The organism is Aliagarivorans taiwanensis DSM 22990 (assembly GCF_000429505.1).
In the GTDB taxonomy this organism is placed as follows: domain Bacteria; phylum Pseudomonadota; class Gammaproteobacteria; order Enterobacterales; family Celerinatantimonadaceae; genus Aliagarivorans; species Aliagarivorans taiwanensis.
In genome coordinates, this window is record NZ_AUBZ01000005.1 from 76813 (window position 1) to 94635 (window position 17823).

Here is a 17823-nt window from a genome sequence, read left to right on the forward strand (position 1 = left end):
GCTCATTAGCCGGGTCGTCCCGGCGGAAACCTTGGCCTTGCTAGGGTCGTCCCTGGCCTTTTGCTTTTATTGAGTACCGTTAGTCTGTTTACAGTCGGCCAGACTAGGCCGCATCCCACACCAGCACCTCAATGGGCGTTGGGTTGTAGGCATTACACGGATTGTTCAATTGTGGGCAGTTGGAGATCAGCACGATGACGTCCATCTTAGCTTCCATCTCCACGTACTTGCCCGGTGCGCTGATGCCATCTTCAAAGGTCAGGCCGCCCTCTTCGGTGATTGGCACATTCATAAAGAAGTTCACGTTATGGGTCAGGTCGCGTTTGCTCAGGCCATACTCGGGGTTTTCGGTCACCGCCAGCAGCCACGAGTCGCGGCATGCATGCATACAGCGTTTCTCCAGTGCATAGCGCACGGTGTTACTCTCGGTGGAACAGGCGCCACCCAAGGTATCGTGACGACCACAGGTGTCGGCGACGATCTCCAGCAGTGGATTGCCTAGGTTAGTGAGCAGCATCGAGCCGGTGCTGAGGTAGGCTTGGCCCTGCTCGCGCAGAGTGTCCATGGCACTGTAACGCTCTGCGGTATCATCGGCGGAGTAGAACAAGCAGTCGGCGGCTTGGTTGCCCTCTAAATCGAGAATGCGAAAACGCTGGCCTTTTTTCACCACCTTAAAGTAGTAATCGCCGGCATCGACCACATCGCGAACCACTGCATCGACCGGTCTTAGTGTGCTTTCCTTAATCATGATTGGCTCCTTGTTAGGTGGCTACAGCGCTTGGCCGCTGAGGTTTGGCTGGTATTGAAGGGTGTTTTCGAAGCCGCGGCGGTTCTCGTCGCAGTGGTTAAGGCAGGCATCGTCTTCCGCCACCGGGGCCGATTTAACCATCTCGACCAATACCGCATTACGTGGATAGTCTTCGCTGCTGTCCATGGGATGGGCACAGGTTGAGAAGGCCACCACGGTGCCCATCTCAAAGCGCAGCTCAATCACTGAGCCTGCTTTGCTGTGCTCGGGCGTAAACACCAATTGGCCAGTGCTTTCACATACCACTTTCGAGAACAGATTGAGCGAGCCGGCCAGATCGCGCAGGCCCAAGCCAAACTTAGCCAACTCGGTCAGCAGGCTATCCTGACCGTTCTGGCGCCAGGCATTGCGGTGGTTTTGATAGTCGCGCTTACCCCAGCGCTTTTCCACCAGTGCCTTGTTACTAAAGCCACCCACGCTGTCAATCCAGCCGGTGTCATCGGCCACGATGGAGCAGAAGATCCGCCCCATATCGCTATATACACAGTTACCGGTGGTCATCTTAAAGGTGTGCTGGCACTTTAAGGTATCAGGCAGGTTAATCCGCTCCAGCAGATTACGTGGGTTGTACATCAGCAGGCTGCAGTTGGCGCCGCCAGTCACATCGGTAAAGCGCAGGCTGTAACCTGCCGGGACTTCCAGCGAACCGTGTTGGCCGCCTTGGTATTCATGTTTGAATAAAGCGTCTTTTTTAAACAGCGTTGCTAAGGTCATGCTGTTGCTCCTTAGAAATAGTCGTAGGATTACTCACCTGCTGCAGCTGCTCAGCGGCGGCTTGCTTGGCGCCTTCAGAGGCCAAGGGCAGATCGAAGGTGACCTGAGCACCAAAGCGTTCCGGCTGCTGCGGATCGTGACGCACCTTGTCGAACACCCATAAACGAGAGCCAAGCTTGAAGCCCTCTTGCAGGTCGTGAGTAATCATAAAAATAGTCAGTTGCTGCTCTTGCCAGAGCTGCTGAATCAGGCCGTGCATGTCTTTGCGGATGCCTGGATCGAGCGCGCCAAAGGGCTCATCGAGCAGTAAGATCCGCGGCTGTTTCATCAGCGCCTGTGCAATCGCCAAACGCTGCTGCATACCACCACTTAGCTCACTGGGGTAGCGCGAAGCGGCATGGCCCAAGCCGACCCGCTCCAGCATTGCCATGGCTTTCTTGCCAAGGGCCTTGCGGGCACTGCCCCACACCCGGCCGAACAACGCAGATTGAGCAAACTCATCGGCCAACATGACGTTCTCCAGCGCGGTCATATGTGGGAACACCGAGTATTTTTGGAACACGATACCGCGCTCAGGGCTGGGCTCGGGGTCAAGGGCTTGGCCGTCGAGCAGCAGCTCACCGCGGGTAGCTTGTTGGGTGCCGAGCAGCAGGTTTAAAAAGGTGGTTTTACCACAGCCAGAGGCGCCAACGATGCTGACAAATTCCCCTGGCATTACCTTCAGATTGATACGCTCCAGCACCACCTGTTCGCCATACTCCTTCCACAACTGGCGAGCCTCGATTATCGGTTGGATGGATGGGATCTCGCTCATTACTTCTCTCCCAGTTGGGCGTGGTACCACGGGTAGGCTTTTTTCGACAGTAGCTGCAGCAGGTAGTCGGTGATAAAGGCCAGCAGGGTAATCCACAGTACGTATGGCAGAATCACATCCATCGACAGATAGCGGCGAACCAGGAAGATGCGATAACCCAGCCCCTCGGTAGAGGCAATCGCTTCAGCGGCAATCAAGAATAGCCAAGCGCTGCCCAAGGTCAGACGCACCGCTTCAATCAGCCGAGGCAATAGCTGCGGCAATACCACCCGCAAGATGAGCTGCCAAGAGTTCGCCCCCAAGGTTTGCGCTTTGATTAGCTGCTCTTCAGGCAGCGCATCGGTGCGTAGCTGCAGGTCACGGATCATAATCGGGGTAATCCCGATGATAATCAGCATCACCTTGGAGAGCTCACCCAAGCCGAACACGATAAACAGGATCGGCAGGATCGCCATCGGCGGCACCAAGGAGAGCGCCCTCACCAGCGGCGACAATGGCGCACGGGCATAGGGGATCATCCCATTCGCCACACCAATCAACAGCGCAATCGCGGCACTGATGCCCACACCGGTAAACAGGCGCTTAATACTGGCCCAGGTGTCGACCCACAGCAGATATTCGCCGGTGCGGCGGCTTGGCTCGAAGGCCATGCGATTGATGGCTTCGACAAAGCTTTGCATCGATGGCAGTAGCTTGTCGCTGGGGTTTTCAGCCAGCCGCGCATCCGATGCCAGCAGATAAACCAGTGCTAGCAGGATAAACGGCAATGTGGCCAGTACCAGCCGCCCCAAGGGGGCGGGTTGGCGGTTGATTATCCGCGTCATAGCAGTCCTTACAGCTCGCCTTTAGCGGCCATATCCATGTAGCTAGGGTTAAAGCGAAGTTTGACGTTGGCGCTGTCGCCATAGACACCGGCTGGGGTTTCGATGCCGATAAAGCCCGCATCTGGCGCGCCCTCACCCAACAGGCCGTGGTAGAAGGAGAACTCCGCGACTTTGGCCATGGTTTGCATCAGCTCGCTGCTGTTGGTGAAGCCCACCGCGTCATCGGCTTGGTAGAACATCTTGGTTGAGGCTAGCTGGGCATCGTAACCGGCCAGATCGGTGCCAGAGGCTTCGGCCATAAAGCTACGCGCTTCCACGCCCTTGTCATCGTCGGCCGACATGGTGGCCATGATTTCGTACCACGCGCCAGTGAGCGCTTTACCCAGTTTCGGGTCGGCGGCTAAGGTGTCGGTGTTGACCACCAGCAGGTCGATGATCTCGCCGGGGATCTGGGAGGAGTTAAACACTAGGTTCGCATCTGGCATTTCGGTGATTTCGCTTAGCAGCGGGTTCCAAGTAGTTACCGCTGTCACATCGCTGGTTGCGTAGGCCGCTACCAAGTCAGCATCGGAGGTGTTCACCACGGTCAGGTCGCGCTCGCTCAGGCCAACGCTTTCCAAGCCGCGCGCCAGCAGATAGTGGGAAACGCTTAGCTCAACTAGGTTCACGCGCTGGCCTTTAATGTCTTCCAGTGAGTCAGTGCCTTTTAGTACCACGCCGTCATTACCGTTAGAGAAGTCGCCAACGATCAGTGCGGTGGAATCCACGCCACTGGCCGCTGGAATAGTCAGCGCATCCATATTGGTCATTACCGTGGCGTCGAATGCGCCGGCGGTGAACTGGTTAATCGACTCGATGTAGTCGTTGACCTGCACCACTTCGATATCGATGCCGTATTTATCGGCCCATTTATCAACGATGCCGCTGGCCGCGCCATAGTCCCAAGGCATCCAGCCCACGTAGATGGTCCAAGCAAGTTTGTAGGAGGGTTTGTCGGCGGAGACAGCCGGGGTGCTCAGGGTGGTAGCCAGGCCAACGGTTAGGGCCAGGCTAAAAGAGCGAGCAAAACGAGCAAATGATTTCATGTATCACCTCAATGTTTGGTTATCCAGAGCAACAAGCCAAGAGATGCAATCAGTATCATCTCCCGGGCTTTTGTCCCTCCGTGTGACCTCCATCGAGGTTGACAACTCTCGGACCAGGCGCCTTTCGGCCGGAACCCTAGATGTCTATTGGTATATTGCGCTCGGCGGTGCTGATTAAAGACTCCGACGCAAATTGTGTGTCCGCCCAACGAATACTGCTTACAGGCAGAGCAAATCTTGGCTTGTAGCAATTAAGCGATAGCAGTTGACGTGCCAATACTCGCCAAGCCTGTTGCGACCTGCGCTCAGCCGGAATTGATGTGATTAGCAGCAAATGTCATTGCACCAATTTGAACCAGAAGATAAAGCCGCAACGCCTTGCTTTGGTGCAGCCAAATTGCTCGGATATTCGACAGTCGCGCTGGAAGTGCTGCAGAACCATCGACTTAGCTGAAGCTTTGGGCGATCATGCCGATACTGAATATAGCGTTGATGCCTGCGCGATATCTGTGTGAGATGTACGATATACCCGAACAACCTCAATATGCAGGATTCAGAGGCGCTCAATGTCCATTGGGCGAGGCGAAAATACGAAGGAATGATGATTCATTTCGAGTGTTTTCAACGAAGACCAAAGGATATTGAGCGCCTCCCGAAGGGCGAGTTTACCAGTCCCTCATACTGCGTTACTGCTCCTTGATTTAGATTACTAGATCGGCGGAGCAGTGCCTTGCCTGAGGGACTGGTAAATCTCGCTGAACATGCATCTTGGGGTTGATCGGGTATAAGACCTATTTTCAGTTCACTTTCATCGGAATACATAATCGAGGTTTTCTATGTCTGGACAAGGATCCGCAGGAAACGTTATCGCTGCCCTATGCAGCTTGTTTATCCCTGGCTTAGGCCAACTGGTACAGGCCAGGATATTGGCGGCTATCGGCTTTTTTCTCATCACTGCAGTTGGCTACGCACTTTGGTGGCTGATTATCCCCGCGATTATTGCGGCGATAGCGCATTTATGGGCAATCATCGACGCCGCTAAATATAAATCAGGAGAATAATAAAATAATGCGGTATCTAGGCTTAGTCTTCTCTCTATTGCTGACGGGTTGCCAAAGCAACACCACAGCCGAGGTAACTCCCCGACAATCTTTGATGGCCGAAGTGGCCAGCTTCCAGCAAGAGCTTCAGGATGTGCGCCAGCACTACCTGCAACTTCTCGATAGCAAGAAACAGCTGGTCGCGCACGGACAGTGGGAGCCTCAACATCTTCATCTGCACATCCAGCAGCAACGGACCTATCTGGAACAAACGATTCAGCGCTATCAGGTAAGCCTGAGTAAGCTCGAGCACCGTGGTCCAGAGCTGTTTGACAACTGGCGCACCCAACTCCCCGATGCGCTAAGCAGCAACACCCAAGGCATCGACCCGAACCTGGCGTATATTCACTCGCACGCCCGCTTCGACAGCACTGTAAGCTCGGCCCACTATGCCGATGCAACCTTGCAAGAGTTGCTAAGTCGTCTTAAAAACAGCGAGCAGTATCTGGAGCGTAACCCGAATCCTCGCGCCGCCAGCGAAGTGGTCAAGCAAACTGAGCGGCTGGAGCGCGCAACCTATCGCGCCGTGACCGCCCTTGAGCAGGTTGAAAAGGCGACCCAAGCGTATTTGGAGCTTGAGCAAGCCTCTTAACGATTCGCAAGCCACTCCCCTAAACAGGCATAAAATGTAAGCATAAAAAAACCGGTCGATTGACCGGTTTTTTGTTTTGCCGATTGTTCTATTTACGCAGCAATCGCCTTAGCTATCGCACTCACACTCTCTTTGGCATCGCCAAACAGCATTTGCGTATTCTCTTTGAAGAACAGCGGGTTTTGCACCCCGGCATAGCCGGTAGCCATAGAGCGCTTGAACACCACTACGTTGTCGGCGTTCCACACCTCTAGCACTGGCATGCCAGCGATCGGAGAGCCCGGCTCGGTGGCGGCTGGGTTAACGGTGTCGTTGGCACCAATTACCAGTACGGTACAGGTATCATTGAAATCTTCGTTGATCTCGTCCATTTCCAGTACGATGTCGTACGGTACTTTGGCTTCCGCCAGCAGTACGTTCATGTGGCCCGGCAGACGACCGGCAACCGGGTGAATACCAAAGCGCACGTTGACGCCCAGCTTACGCAGCTGATCGGTAATCTCTTGCACGGGGTACTGAGCTTGCGCTACCGCCATGCCGTATCCCGGGGTGATGATCACGTTCTTCGAGTTCTTCAGCATCTCGGCCACGGCTTCTGCGTCGACCTCGCGATGCTCGCCTTCAACCGCTTCCGCGCTTACGCTGCCTTCGTCGCTACCAAAGCCACCCGCAATCACTGAGATGAACGAGCGGTTCATCGCCTTACACATTACGTAGCTCAAGATAGCGCCCGATGAGCCCACCAGCGCACCGATAACGATCAGCAGGTCGTTGCCCAGCAGCAGACCGGTCGCCGCCCCGGCCCAACCCGAGTAGGAGTTCAGCATTGACACGACCACTGGCATATCTGCGCCACCGATAGACATCACCAGATGCACACCAAAGGCAATCGCGATAGCCGACATAAATAGCAGCGGCCAGATAGACGCGCTGTTACCGGCAGCCACAAAGTTCACCAGCAATACGATAGTGGCAACCAGTGCAACCAGATTTAGCTTGTGACGGTGCGGCAGCATCAGTGCTGAGGATTTGACCTTGCCATTGAGTTTTGCCCAGGCCACCAGCGATCCCACGAAGGTTACCAAGCCGATGAATACACCGAGGAACACCAAGGTGTTGTTGATGCCCAGCAAGATGGGGTCGTAGATGCTGTGCTCGATAAAGCTGTTGTAGCCAATGAACACTGCGGCCAAGCCACCAAAGCTGTTCAGGATCGCCACCATCTCTGGCATAGCGGTCATCTCAACCTTGTTAGCCCAACGCACACCGAGCAGACCACCGGCCAGCATGGCCGCCAGAATGTAGCCAAGGTTGGCCACATCGCCCAGTAAGGTCGCGCTCAGCGCCACCAACATACCAGCAATACCGGCATAGATGCCCTGTTGTGCAGTTTCCTGCTTAGACAGCCCCGCCAGGCTCAAGATAAACAATACCGCCGCAACGATATAACTCGACTCAACCCACGCGCTGGCAGCTTCGACTGCGCCGCCTTGGATTGCCAGATTTGCAGCAGCCACCTCGGCGGCGTCTGCAGCTTGTTTAATTTGCTCTACCGCTTGTTGGACGGCATTGATTGATTGTTCAGACATTTGCTCGCCTCCTACTTACGGAACATCTTCAGCATGCGCTGGGTTACTGCAAAACCACCGGCAATATTGATGGTGGCAACGAAGGTGGCCAGGAAGGCCAAGATCACCACTATCACGCTCGGTGAGCCCATCTGCAGAAGCGCACCCAGGATTACAATGCCCGAGATCGCGTTAGTCACCGACATCAGCGGGGTATGCAGCGATGCCGTCACATCCCAAATCAGGTAGTAACCAATCACGCAGGCCAGTGCCAGAACCATCAAGTGACTCATAAAGCTGGCTGGCAGGATGTTGGTCATCGCGGCATAGGCCGCCACGCCGCCTAGGGCTACGGCCGCTTTGCGCCATGGCGAGGCTTTCTTCGGCTCTTCTGCTACCGGCTCTGGCTTGGCTTCAATCTTCGGTTGTGGCGCTGCAGCTACCTGAATCGGTGGCGCAGGCCAGGTGATCTCACCTTCTTTCACCACGGTCACGCCGCGCTGAACCACATCTTCGAAGTCGATGGTGATCTCGCCATCTTTGGCTGGGCAAAGTAGCTTAAGCAGGTTAACCAGGTTGGTACCGTAGAGCTGGGAAGATTGCGCCGCCAAGCGGCCGGCCAAGTCGGTGTAACCGATAATCTTCACGTCGTTGTCGGTGGTCACCAGCTGATCGGCTTCGGTCAGCTCACAGTTACCGCCAGTGGCTGCCGCTAAATCGACAACCACACTACCCGGCTTCATCGACTCAACCATCTCTTTGGTGATCAGACGCGGCGCTGGTTTGCCGGGGATCAACGCGGTGGTAATGATGATATCCACGTCTTTCGCTTGCTCGGCAAACAGCTTCATTTCCGCTTCGATGAAGGCTTTGCTCATCACTTTGGCGTAGCCATCACCGCTGCCGCTGTCTTCTTCTTCGAAATCCAACTCGAGGAACTCAGCGCCCATGGAGTTGATCTGCTCTTTCACCTCAGGGCGAGTATCGAAGGCGCGAACAACCGCACCGAGGCTGCCCGCTGCGCCAATGGCTGCCAAACCAGCCACACCAGCACCAATCACCAGCACCTTGGCAGGTGGCACCTTACCGGCAGCGGTGATCTGACCGGTAAAGAAACGGCCGAACACATTGGCCGCTTCCACAACCGCACGATAGCCGGCAATATTGGCCATCGAGCTCAGCGCGTCCAGCGATTGCGCACGCGAGATACGCGGCACAGAATCCATCGCCAAGGCATTCACCTTGCGTTCAGCCAGCTTGTTGAGGAGTTCTTCATTCTGGGCAGGCCAGATAAATGAAATCAGGGTAGACCCTGCTTTGAGTAACGCGATCTCGTCGTCGTTTGGCGCGTTCACGCGCATCACCACGTCGCTGCCCCACACCGCGGCGCTGTCTGCCGAGATACTGGCACCGGCGTTTTCATAAGCACGGTCGTCGAAACTGGCTTTACTGCCAGCGCTGGCCTCAATGAGAACATCAAAGCCCAGTTTGATTAGCTGCTGAACACTGGCTGGCGTTGCCGCCACCCGCGTCTCACCGCTCACACTCTCCCTAGGGATACCAATCTGCATTGCGTTTTCCAATATTGTTTTTTGTTGAACCGTTCTGTGGTCAACCGGGGCCGTCTCTTTCCCCAGTACCCTGACCTATTGCCTGACATACAGCGTCCTTTGCGACTCTCTTCAAAGGAGTCGTTGATTATTAAGCGCTGAATGACTGCGAGTTGTTACGAATTTGAGCGAGGAATGTTCTAATCATGTAGAAGCATGCCCTACCGCATTGAACATTTATCGTACAATCAAAAATGTTTAATAGGCATTGCCAGATAATGTGCTGAATTTGCGGCTGGATGTACATAGCCATTTAGCTATTTTCTATAACAAAAAGTATTGAAAGGTTACTGGTCCAATCAGGTTTTGCCGCAAATTTAACCACTTCGCCAAGATAGTAAAAGTAATTGCTCATTAATCTGTCGTATCGGAGGCCAACCGCTGTGCCTGCCACCGAATTTACAAGGCGGGCCCTTAACATCGCGTTTACAGTCATCGTGAATACAGCCACCGTGATAAAAGTGCCGCGCTGACTTCTCGCTGGGAATAGGCTATCTCCTTAGCAAGCAGTCCGCGAGCGACAATCGCCACAAAGTCTTGCCGAAAACACCCTGTTGAAGCCTAAGTTTCCAGCTCCCAAAGAGTCGATTTTCCTTGCTGAGCGGCAAAATCGATGATGCCTGCTAGGCTTTTCTAAGGCCTTACCTCCTTAGGGTGAAACATGGAAAGCACTAATCCTCAAGAACAGTCAAAACGCTCGGAATGGTTATCGTTTTTAATCATCTGTGTGTTTTTGTTCCCGATTCTCAGCGTCGTTTTTGTCGGCGGCTATGGCTTTATCGTATGGATGCTACAGCTGATATACGGTCCCCCCGGCCATAGCATCTAGCCAGCCAAGCCATATCAAGGAGAGTCTCTATGCTCAGCAAACTGAAAGCGCTGTGGCGCACCATGACGCGTCCGGCCAAACACATTAGCTTGGGGGTGCTGACCTTAGGCGGGTTCCTCGCTGGGGTCATCTTCTGGGGCGGCTTTAACACCGCCTTGGAAGCAAGCAATACCGAAGAGTTCTGCATCGGCTGCCATGAAATGCGTGATAACGTCTACGTGGAGCTTCAGCAAACGGTTCACTGGTCAAATCACTCAGGGGTACGCGCAACCTGCCCCGATTGCCATGTGCCGCATAATTGGACCGACAAAATCGCCCGTAAGATGCAAGCCAGCAAAGAGCTATGGGGCACCATCTTCGGCACCATCGATACCCGCGAGAAGTTCTTGGCCAAACGCCTAGAGCTCGCCACCCATGAGTGGGATCGGCTGTCGGCCAACGGCTCGCTTGAGTGTAAGAACTGCCATGAGTACGCCAGTATGGACTGGGATGCCATGTCGGAAGTGGCCCGTACTCAGATGGAGCAAGCCGCCGAGCGCGACCAAAGCTGTATCGACTGTCACAAAGGCATCGCCCATGAGTTACCGGAGAATATGGCAGCCGCATCTGGCGCATTGGCGGGGCTGCAGCGCCAGGCGACCAGCCGCTTTAACCCCGGACAACAATACTTCAGTATCCGCCAGCTGCCACTGTTCACCGACAGCGCGCTCAGCCAAGAGGCGGGCATCCTTAACTCGGGCAGTGTCATTACTGTAGTGGCCCAACAAGGCGATGCACTACAGGTCGAAATCGACGGCTGGCGCAAAACCAAAGGCTTCGGCCGGGTGATCAACGAAGAGTTTGGTCAGAATATTCGCGAGGTCACCTTGGAGAAAGAGATTGCCACCGACGACAGCATGATCCAAGGCTTCGAGGTGCAAGAAGATCCACTAACCGGTCTGCCATGGCAACGGGTCAGCTTCCAGCTGTGGATGGGTAAAGAAGACTTGGTCGATGACCGTGAAATCCTCTGGCAAGAAGCCAGCGAGCTGTATGTGAAAAACTGCAGCACCTGTCATTCGCAACCAGAAGAAGCCCACTTCGACACCAACACCTGGCCGGGTATGTGGGCGGGTATGTTGTCGTTCGTCAATCTCGATGGCGATACCCAAGAGCTGGTACTCAAGTACCTGCAAAAACACTCTTCCGATTACTCAGACGGTCACCACTAGGGAGCACACTATGGCACTTTCACGACGTAGTTTTCTCAAAGGGATTCTGGGTAGCGGCGGGGCCGCCATGGTGGGCCCCAGCCTGTTAGCACCACTTAGCGCCAAAGCGGCTGAAGAGACCTGGAAGATTAGCGGCTCGCATTGGGGCGCCTTTCGCGCACGCATCGCTGGCGGCACAGTGGTAGAGATTAAGCCCTTGGAGTTTGACCAGAACCCCACCGAGATGATCGAAGGCATCAAGGGGATTATCTACAGCTCATCGCGGATCCGCTATCCCATGGTGCGCTATGAATGGTACAAGAACCGCGGCAAAGCCAAGCCGAGCACTCGTGGCGACAACCGCTTTATTCGGGTCACTTGGGACCAAGCATTGGATCTGTTCTACCAAGAGCTAGAGCGCATACAAACCACTTACGGCCCCTGGGCCCTGCACGCCGGCCAAACCGGCTGGCGGCAGACCGGACAAATGCACAGCTGCAATAACCATATGCAGCGCGCGGTGGGCATGCACGGCAACTACATCCGCAAGGTGGGCGATTATTCCACCGGAGCCGGGCAGACCATTATGCCCTACGTAACCGGTTCTACGGAGGTCTATGCCCAAGGCACCTCGTGGCCACTCATTCTGGAAAACAGCAAAGTCATCGTCCTGTGGGCCACCGATCTTGCGAAAAACCTGCAAGTAGGCTGGAACTGCGAGACCCACGAAAGCTTCGATTACCTCAAGCAGCTGCAGGCCAAAGTGGCCGACGGCAGCATCCGGGTTATCTCCATCGATCCGGTAAAGTCCAAGACCCAGCACCTACTTAACTGCGAGCAGCAATACGTTCATCCACAGACCGATGTGGCCATGATGCTGGCGATGGCGCATACCCTCTACAGCGAAGAGCTGCACGATAAAGACTTCCTCGACACCTACACCCTCGGTTTTGAGGATTTCATCCCCTATGTGATGGGCGAAGGAGAAGATAAGATCGCCAAAACCCCCGAATGGGCGGCCCAGATCTGTGGGGTTGATGCAGAGCGCATCAAAGAGCTGGCGCGACTAATGGCAGCAGAGCGCACCCAGTTGATTTTTGGTTGGGGGCTACAACGCCAGCAACACGGCGAACAGCCCTACTGGATGGGAGCAATCCTTGCTGCGATGCTCGGTCAGATTGGACTGCCCGGTGGCGGGGTAAGCTACGCCCACCACTACAGCTCAATTGGCGTGCCATATTCCGGCGCCAGTGCACCGGGGGCGTTTCCGCTTAATCCCGATCGGCCCGAAGACCGAGTCCATCAAAACAGCGATTACCAGGGCTACAGCTCGACCATTCCGGTCGCCCGCTGGGTGGATGCTATCCTCGAGCCGGGTAAAAAGATTCAATACAACGGCACAACCTCTACCCTACCCGATATCAAGATGATGGTGTTCTCAGGGAATAACCCCTGGCACCACCATCAGGACCGCAACCGTATGAAGCGAGCGTTCGAGAAGCTCGAAACGGTGGTTGCCATCGACTTTGCGTGGACCGCCACCTGCCGCCATGCTGATATCGTGCTACCTGCATGCACGCAATTCGAGCGTAACGATATCGATGTGTACGGTTCATACTCCGTGCGCGGCGTCATAGCCATGCACAAGCTGGTTGATCCGCTTTATCAAAGCCGCACCGACTTCGAGATAATGACCGAGCTATGTCGCCGCTTTGACAAACACAAGCAGTACACCCGGGGCATGGATGAGATGGAATGGGTGGAGTCACTCTACCAAGAGTGCAGGGAAGCCAACAAAGACCGCTATGTGATGCCGGAGTTCAAGCAGTTCTGGCAAGATGGCATCGTGCTGTTCGATGGTATGAACAACTACGTACACCATGCCGCATTTCGCGAAGACCCAGAGATTAATCCGCTCGGTACCCCGTCCGGTTTTATCGAGATCTTCAGCCGCAAGATCGCCAGCTTCGGCTACGACGACTGCAAAGGTCATCCCACCTGGATGGAGAAAGCCGAACGCTCCCACGGCGGCCCAGGCTCAGACAAGCACCCACTGTGGCTGCAGTCCTGCCACCCCGACTACCGCCTCCACTCACAGATGTGCGAATCCAAGCCGATGCGCGAACGCTATGCCGTACAAGGGCGCGAGCCAGTCTATATGAGTCCACAAGATGCCAAGCAATACGGCATCAGTGATGGCGACTTGGTGCGGGTGTTCAATGACCGGGGACAACTAGTTGCCGGGGCAGTGGTTAGCGACAACTACCCTCAAGGCGTCGTGCGCATCCATGAAGGGGCTTGGTATGGGCCTGAGGATGAGAAAATGGGCGCACTAGACACCTATGGCGATCCCAATACCGTGACGCTCGACCTTGGTAGCTCCAAGCTGGCGCAGGCAACCTCGGCCAACACCTGTTTGGTCAGCATTGAGAAGTTCCAAGGTACTGCGCCCGCTGTGACCGCCTTCGGTGGACCGAGTGAAGTAGCCCCGACTTAAGTAAACGATTGCCCTAAAAAACAGTGGCCTTATAGATGGAAAAAAACTTAGAGCAACAAGCGATAAAGCAAGCCATGGAAGGACGCGCCGGTTTGTACTGGTGGTTCTCATCACTGCTGATCCGAGAGCTCACCAACGAACAGCTACAGGCTTTTTGTTCTGAGCAAGGGAGCTCGCTACTCAGTCAACTGGCCACCGAACCCAGTCTTCGCCCGGCCTGTGAGAAGGTAAGCCAAGAGCTGGCAAAACTAAGGGTAATGCAAGACCCGCAGTTAGAGCTGGCCGCCGACTACGCGGCAACCCTGCTCGGCGACCATCGCAGCTCCGCCCCACCCTATGCGAGCTTATATGCCAATGACAGCGCATTGATGTACCAAGAGCCTCACCAACAGATGCTCGAAGCGCTTAGCCAATGGCAGCTGGGTATCACCCTTGAGTTCAACGAGCCTGCCGATCACTTCGCCATTGTGTTGGATCTTATGGGCAACCTCGCTATCAAGAGCCTGGAAAGTCGCCAAGCGCTTACCGCCCAGCTGGATTTGGTGACAACACTGTTGCTCCCTGCGCTCAAGCCTTGGTGTGAAGCCTGTCAAAAACACACTGGCCTTTACGCCGCACTCTCACTGTTACTGTATGAGTTCGTCAAACTCGATCTCAGTTTGCTTCAAGAAGAGTAACTCACAAAAAAGCCCAGCATATCGCTGGGCTTGCTTTTGCTTGGCTGACACGCTTACGCCATCAGATCAACGTTCTGACCTAGTGAAAGGTTAGAAGAAGGCTTGGGTGCCTGAGGCTCAGATGCTGCAATCAGCTCCTGTGCTGCGGCGCCTTCTTGTTGCTGACGACCTTGTGCCATTTGCAGTGACTTAACTTCTAGCGCTTGCGCTACGGATGAACCACCTACTTGCATGATATCTCCAATCAATCAAATGCATGTTACCCAGAGCGCTAGCTAAACTGTGAACGCTTGGGTAGCTTGTTATCGGCTGGCAACGTTCAAGCTTTAGCCTAGTTTGCGAATAGTTCCCACAGCTCAGCTGTTCTTCTCTAAAGAAATAAAAATGACATGAACTAATTAGATACTAAACACTCAAACAGTTGTTACACGATGTACATCTTTGCAACACCGGAAGACCTAAATGCCGCAACAACTTAGAAGAAACCCACAAATGCTCACCCTCTCAGGGAAGAACAATCTGCAAGAACACCGCAACCCGATACTGATGAGCTTTATTCTCGGTGTGTTGCTGGTTGCCGCAAGTGTGGGGGTTGATGATCTACGCTGGCATCCACTAATGGAGGTAGCATTAGGCGCTATGCTGCTAGTGCTGGGTGGGATTCTGTTAAGAGGCGCCTACTCCCTGTTGCGCCTGTTATTGGTTCTGTTCTGCTAATTAAGGTAGAGCACCTTAATTAGGTGAAAACCAAACTGAGTTTTCACCGGCCCTACCACGGTAAGCTCTTTTGCTGAAAATACCGCCTTATCAAACGCAGGCACCATCTGCCCACGGCGAAACTCACCGAGATCCCCGCCCTTCTTTTTAGACGGACAGGTAGAGTGACGCTTGGCCATCTCCTGAAAAGACGCACCTTTGTCGATTTTCTTTTTAATCGCCAGACACTCTTCACGAGTTTTTACCAGAATGTGTAATGCTGCAGCGCGGTTTGCCATGTTGCCACCTATAGAGAATCAAAAGCGCGATGCTAGCGTTGTGTAAGCAGCCGCGCAAGTTAAAACCCTCTGGGGCCGCTACTACCGTGTAGTAGCTAGCGTTTTAGCTTACTACCGCCCAAGCGTTGCAGCGCATAGCTATCGGAAAGCAAGGGAGCCCACCAATCTTGATTGTCTAAGTACCAACTCACCGTGTTGGCTAAACCTGTCGCGAAGTCATGTTTCGGCACCCAAGCAAGCTCGCTGGAGATCTTGCTTGCATCAATCGCATAGCGCCGGTCATGGCCGGGCCTGTCTTCAACGAAGCTAATCTGCTGGCGATAGTCTAGCTTGTCCTCTCCGCTCAGTACGAGCTGCTGCAGCACATCACAGATAGATTCGACAACAGTCAGGTTTGACACTTCATTTAACCCACCCACATTGTAGCTCTCGCCCACCTGCCCACGAGTTAAGATTTGGTACAACGCATCAGCGTGGTCTTCAACATGTAGCCAATCGCGAATCTGCTGACCATCACCATACACCGGCAACGCTTGACCCGACAAGGCTTTGAGGATGATGTGGGGGATTAGCTTTTCAGGAAACTGATACGGCCCATAGTTGTTTGAACAGTTGCTGAGTACCACCGGGAGACCATAGGTGCGATGCCAAGCTCTCACCAAGTGATCACTTGAGGCCTTAGAGGCAGAGTATGGGCTACTCGGCGCGTAGGGGGTTGCCTCACTAAAGCCCGGCGCATCACTGGCCAAATCACCAAACACTTCATCGGTGGATACATGGTGGAAGCGAAACGCTTTTCGTGCGCCTGAAGAAAGAGAAAGCCAGTACTTCCGGCAGGCCTCGAGCAAGCTATAAGTCCCCATAATATTGGTCTGCATAAAAGCAGCTGGACCATCAATCGAGCGATCCACATGGGTTTCTGCCGCCAGATTAATCACCTTGTCGATGCTATGCGTTGTGAGCAAACTAGAGACCAACCGCTCATCCGCTATATCGCCTTGAACAAACTGATAACGGGAAGAGCGACTAACGTTTTGCAGCGAGCTAAGGTTACCCGCATAGGTCAGCATATCAAGGTTAATAACGCTGTGGGGAGTACTGTTTATGACGTGGCGAATAAATGCGGAGCCAATAAACCCGGCTCCTCCGGTGACCAAAATGTTCATGCTTTCCATTACCCCCTGCCGCTCTTGCTAGCAACGCTGGGGACTAAACGACAATACTGTCATTCTAAGCAATCTATGTGCCCAAGGAAACACGTCAAATTGGTGACGATACGGCAGATCGTGAACTGTGGACTTGAGTGAGAGGTTGCACTCCTCATCATCAAGGAGTGCACCCATGGATGCGCTTAATCGCTACCAAACAGGTCGCGAGTATACACCTTCTCGCTTACATCACGGATCTCATCTACCAAGCGATTAGCCACAATCACATCACACTCCGCTTTAAACTCGCCCAAGTCAGTTACAACCCGGGAGTGAAAAAACTCTGACTGATCAAGCACAGGCTCATACACCACTACTTCGATGCCCTTGGCTTTGATGCGCTTCATAATGCCTTGTACCGAAGAGTCACGGAAGTTATCAGACCCAGCTTTCATTATCAGGCGATAAACACCTACCCGCTTAGGTTTACGTTTAATTATGGATTCCGCGATAAAGTCTTTCCGAGTGGTATTGGCATCGACAATAGCGCGAACCAAGTTATTGGGTACATCTTGGTAGTTGGCCAACAGCTGCTTGGTGTCTTTGGGCAAACAGTAACCACCGTAGCCAAACGATGGATTGTTGTAGTGAGTGCCAATACGCGGGTCGAGCCCTACCCCTTGGATGATTTGGCGAGTATCCAAGCCATGGGTCTCAGCGTAGCTATCGAGCTCATTAAAATAGGCTACCCGCATTGCTAGGTAGGTATTGGCGAACAGCTTGATAGCCTCTGCTTCAGTGGAGCCGGTGAGCAAGATCTCGATGTCTTGCTTTTCTGCACAGCTGGCTAGTAGGCGGGCGAAGGTATCTGCTCGTTCGCTTTTCTCTCCCACAACTATCCGCGATGGGTGCAGATTGTCGTACAGTGCGCGGCCTTCACGTAGAAACTCTGGAGAAAAGATGACGTTATTATGCTCAAAGCGCTGCCGCGCATCGCGCGTAAAGCCCACAGGCACCGTCGATTTGACTACAATCAGTGCATCTGGAGCTAACTGTTTAGCATCTTGAATCACTGCGTCCACTGAGGAGGTGTCAAAGAAGTTGGTTTGAGGATCGTAATTGGTTGGCGTTGCGACGATAACCAACTCAGCATTTTTATACGCGAGTTGTTTGTCAGTTGTGGCGGTTAAAGAGAGCGGTTTGGACTGTAAATACTGCTCAAGCTCGGCATCGACAATCGGCGATTTTTTTTGGTTTAGAAGCGCAATCTTATCAGGGTCTATATCTAATGCGAAAACAGGGTTCTTCTGCGCCAAAAGAACAGCATTAGACAGGCCTACATAGCCTGTCCCGACAACGGTTATGTTCATAC

At 53.9% G+C, this 17823-nt stretch carries 18 protein-coding genes and 1 riboswitch; of the genes, 7 read left to right on the plus strand and 11 right to left on the minus strand.

Annotation, left to right across the window (positions count from 1 at the left end; all coding sequences use genetic code 11):
• Positions 1 to 103: 103 nt before the first annotated feature.
• Genes G462_RS0105125 through G462_RS0105145 form a run of 5 tightly spaced genes read right to left on the minus strand, consistent with a single transcriptional unit; the run spans position 104 to position 4245 of the window.
• On the minus strand, positions 104 to 748 hold the full coding sequence (locus tag G462_RS0105125) for an urea amidolyase associated protein UAAP2 (RefSeq protein ID WP_026958039.1): 645 nt from the start codon (positions 746 to 748) through the stop codon (positions 104 to 106).
• 21 nt (positions 749 to 769) lie between these two features.
• Positions 770 to 1522, minus strand: a complete 753-nt coding sequence (locus G462_RS0105130) for an urea amidolyase associated protein UAAP1 (protein ID WP_026958040.1) — start codon at positions 1520 to 1522, stop codon at positions 770 to 772.
• Positions 1500 to 2336, minus strand: coding sequence for an ABC transporter ATP-binding protein (locus G462_RS0105135; RefSeq protein ID WP_026958041.1), 837 nt, complete (start codon positions 2334 to 2336; stop codon positions 1500 to 1502). Before G462_RS0105135 ends, G462_RS0105130 begins: the two co-directional genes overlap by 23 nt.
• Entirely contained in the window at positions 2336 to 3160 is an 825-nt protein-coding gene (locus tag G462_RS0105140) for an ABC transporter permease (protein ID WP_026958042.1), read from the minus strand. The genes G462_RS0105135 and G462_RS0105140 overlap by 1 nt, the downstream gene beginning before the upstream one ends.
• A gap of 8 nt (positions 3161 to 3168) precedes the next feature.
• Positions 3169 to 4245, minus strand: coding sequence for a putative urea ABC transporter substrate-binding protein (locus tag G462_RS0105145; RefSeq protein WP_026958043.1), 1077 nt, complete (start codon positions 4243 to 4245; stop codon positions 3169 to 3171).
• Between the two features lie 57 nt (positions 4246 to 4302).
• Positions 4303 to 4396: riboswitch (guanidine-I (ykkC/yxkD leader) on the minus strand.
• Between the two features lie 685 nt (positions 4397 to 5081).
• Between G462_RS0105145 and G462_RS0105150 the strand changes: the two genes are divergently transcribed.
• Positions 5082 to 5306: a hypothetical protein gene (locus tag G462_RS0105150; protein ID WP_026958044.1), complete on the plus strand. Its 225-nt coding sequence runs from the start codon at positions 5082 to 5084 to the stop codon at positions 5304 to 5306.
• Between the two features lie 7 nt (positions 5307 to 5313).
• Entirely contained in the window at positions 5314 to 5937 is a 624-nt protein-coding gene (locus tag G462_RS0105155) for a DUF2959 family protein (protein WP_157378559.1), read from the plus strand.
• Between the two features lie 92 nt (positions 5938 to 6029).
• Here the strand turns inward: G462_RS0105155 and pntB are convergent, their stop codons facing one another.
• Together pntB and G462_RS0105165 are read right to left on the minus strand one after the other, a co-directional pair.
• Entirely contained in the window at positions 6030 to 7526 is a 1497-nt protein-coding gene (gene pntB / locus G462_RS0105160; protein ID WP_035476809.1) for a Re/Si-specific NAD(P)(+) transhydrogenase subunit beta, read from the minus strand.
• Between the two features lie 11 nt (positions 7527 to 7537).
• Positions 7538 to 9076 carry a Re/Si-specific NAD(P)(+) transhydrogenase subunit alpha gene (locus G462_RS0105165; protein WP_026958047.1) on the minus strand — a complete coding sequence of 513 codons (1539 nt, stop codon included), beginning with the start codon at positions 9074 to 9076 and terminating at the stop codon, positions 7538 to 7540.
• A gap of 700 nt (positions 9077 to 9776) precedes the next feature.
• On the opposite strand from G462_RS0105165, the gene G462_RS24160 reads away from it, so the two are divergent.
• From G462_RS24160 to torD, 4 genes are read left to right on the plus strand one after another with little or no spacing between them, the layout of a single operon-like run.
• Positions 9777 to 9944: a periplasmic nitrate reductase, NapE protein gene (locus G462_RS24160; protein ID WP_084404941.1), complete on the plus strand. Its 168-nt coding sequence runs from the start codon at positions 9777 to 9779 to the stop codon at positions 9942 to 9944.
• A 29-nt stretch (positions 9945 to 9973) separates the two neighbouring features.
• Positions 9974 to 11155: a pentaheme c-type cytochrome TorC gene (gene torC / locus G462_RS0105170; protein WP_026958048.1), complete on the plus strand. Its 1182-nt coding sequence runs from the start codon at positions 9974 to 9976 to the stop codon at positions 11153 to 11155.
• A 10-nt stretch (positions 11156 to 11165) separates the two neighbouring features.
• Complete coding sequence (gene torA, locus G462_RS0105175; RefSeq protein ID WP_026958049.1) at positions 11166 to 13631, plus strand: trimethylamine-N-oxide reductase TorA; 2466 nt, start codon at positions 11166 to 11168, stop codon at positions 13629 to 13631.
• Positions 13632 to 13666: 35 nt separating this feature from the next.
• Complete coding sequence (torD, locus tag G462_RS0105180; protein WP_051326543.1) at positions 13667 to 14308, plus strand: molecular chaperone TorD; 642 nt, start codon at positions 13667 to 13669, stop codon at positions 14306 to 14308.
• Positions 14309 to 14361: 53 nt separating this feature from the next.
• Here the strand turns inward: torD and G462_RS0105185 are convergent, their stop codons facing one another.
• Entirely contained in the window at positions 14362 to 14541 is a 180-nt protein-coding gene (locus G462_RS0105185) for a hypothetical protein (protein ID WP_035476812.1), read from the minus strand.
• 229 nt (positions 14542 to 14770) lie between these two features.
• Between G462_RS0105185 and G462_RS0105190 the strand changes: the two genes are divergently transcribed.
• Complete coding sequence (locus G462_RS0105190) at positions 14771 to 15025, plus strand: hypothetical protein (protein ID WP_157378560.1); 255 nt, start codon at positions 14771 to 14773, stop codon at positions 15023 to 15025.
• Here the strand turns inward: G462_RS0105190 and ppiC are convergent.
• The 3 genes from ppiC to G462_RS0105205 all read right to left on the minus strand — a co-directional run bounded on the left by ppiC (position 15022) and on the right by G462_RS0105205 (position 17821).
• On the minus strand, positions 15022 to 15303 hold the full coding sequence (ppiC, locus tag G462_RS0105195; protein WP_026958053.1) for a peptidylprolyl isomerase PpiC: 282 nt from the start codon (positions 15301 to 15303) through the stop codon (positions 15022 to 15024). The genes G462_RS0105190 and ppiC overlap by 4 nt on opposite strands.
• A 95-nt stretch (positions 15304 to 15398) precedes the next feature.
• Positions 15399 to 16469 carry a dTDP-glucose 4,6-dehydratase gene (gene rfbB / locus G462_RS0105200; protein WP_026958054.1) on the minus strand — a complete coding sequence of 357 codons (1071 nt, stop codon included), beginning with the start codon at positions 16467 to 16469 and terminating at the stop codon, positions 15399 to 15401.
• A gap of 185 nt (positions 16470 to 16654) precedes the next feature.
• The gene (locus G462_RS0105205; RefSeq protein WP_026958055.1) at positions 16655 to 17821 is read right to left on the minus strand and encodes a nucleotide sugar dehydrogenase; all 1167 of its coding nucleotides are present in this window, start codon (positions 17819 to 17821) and stop codon (positions 16655 to 16657) included.
• Positions 17822 to 17823: the final 2 nt, after the last annotated feature.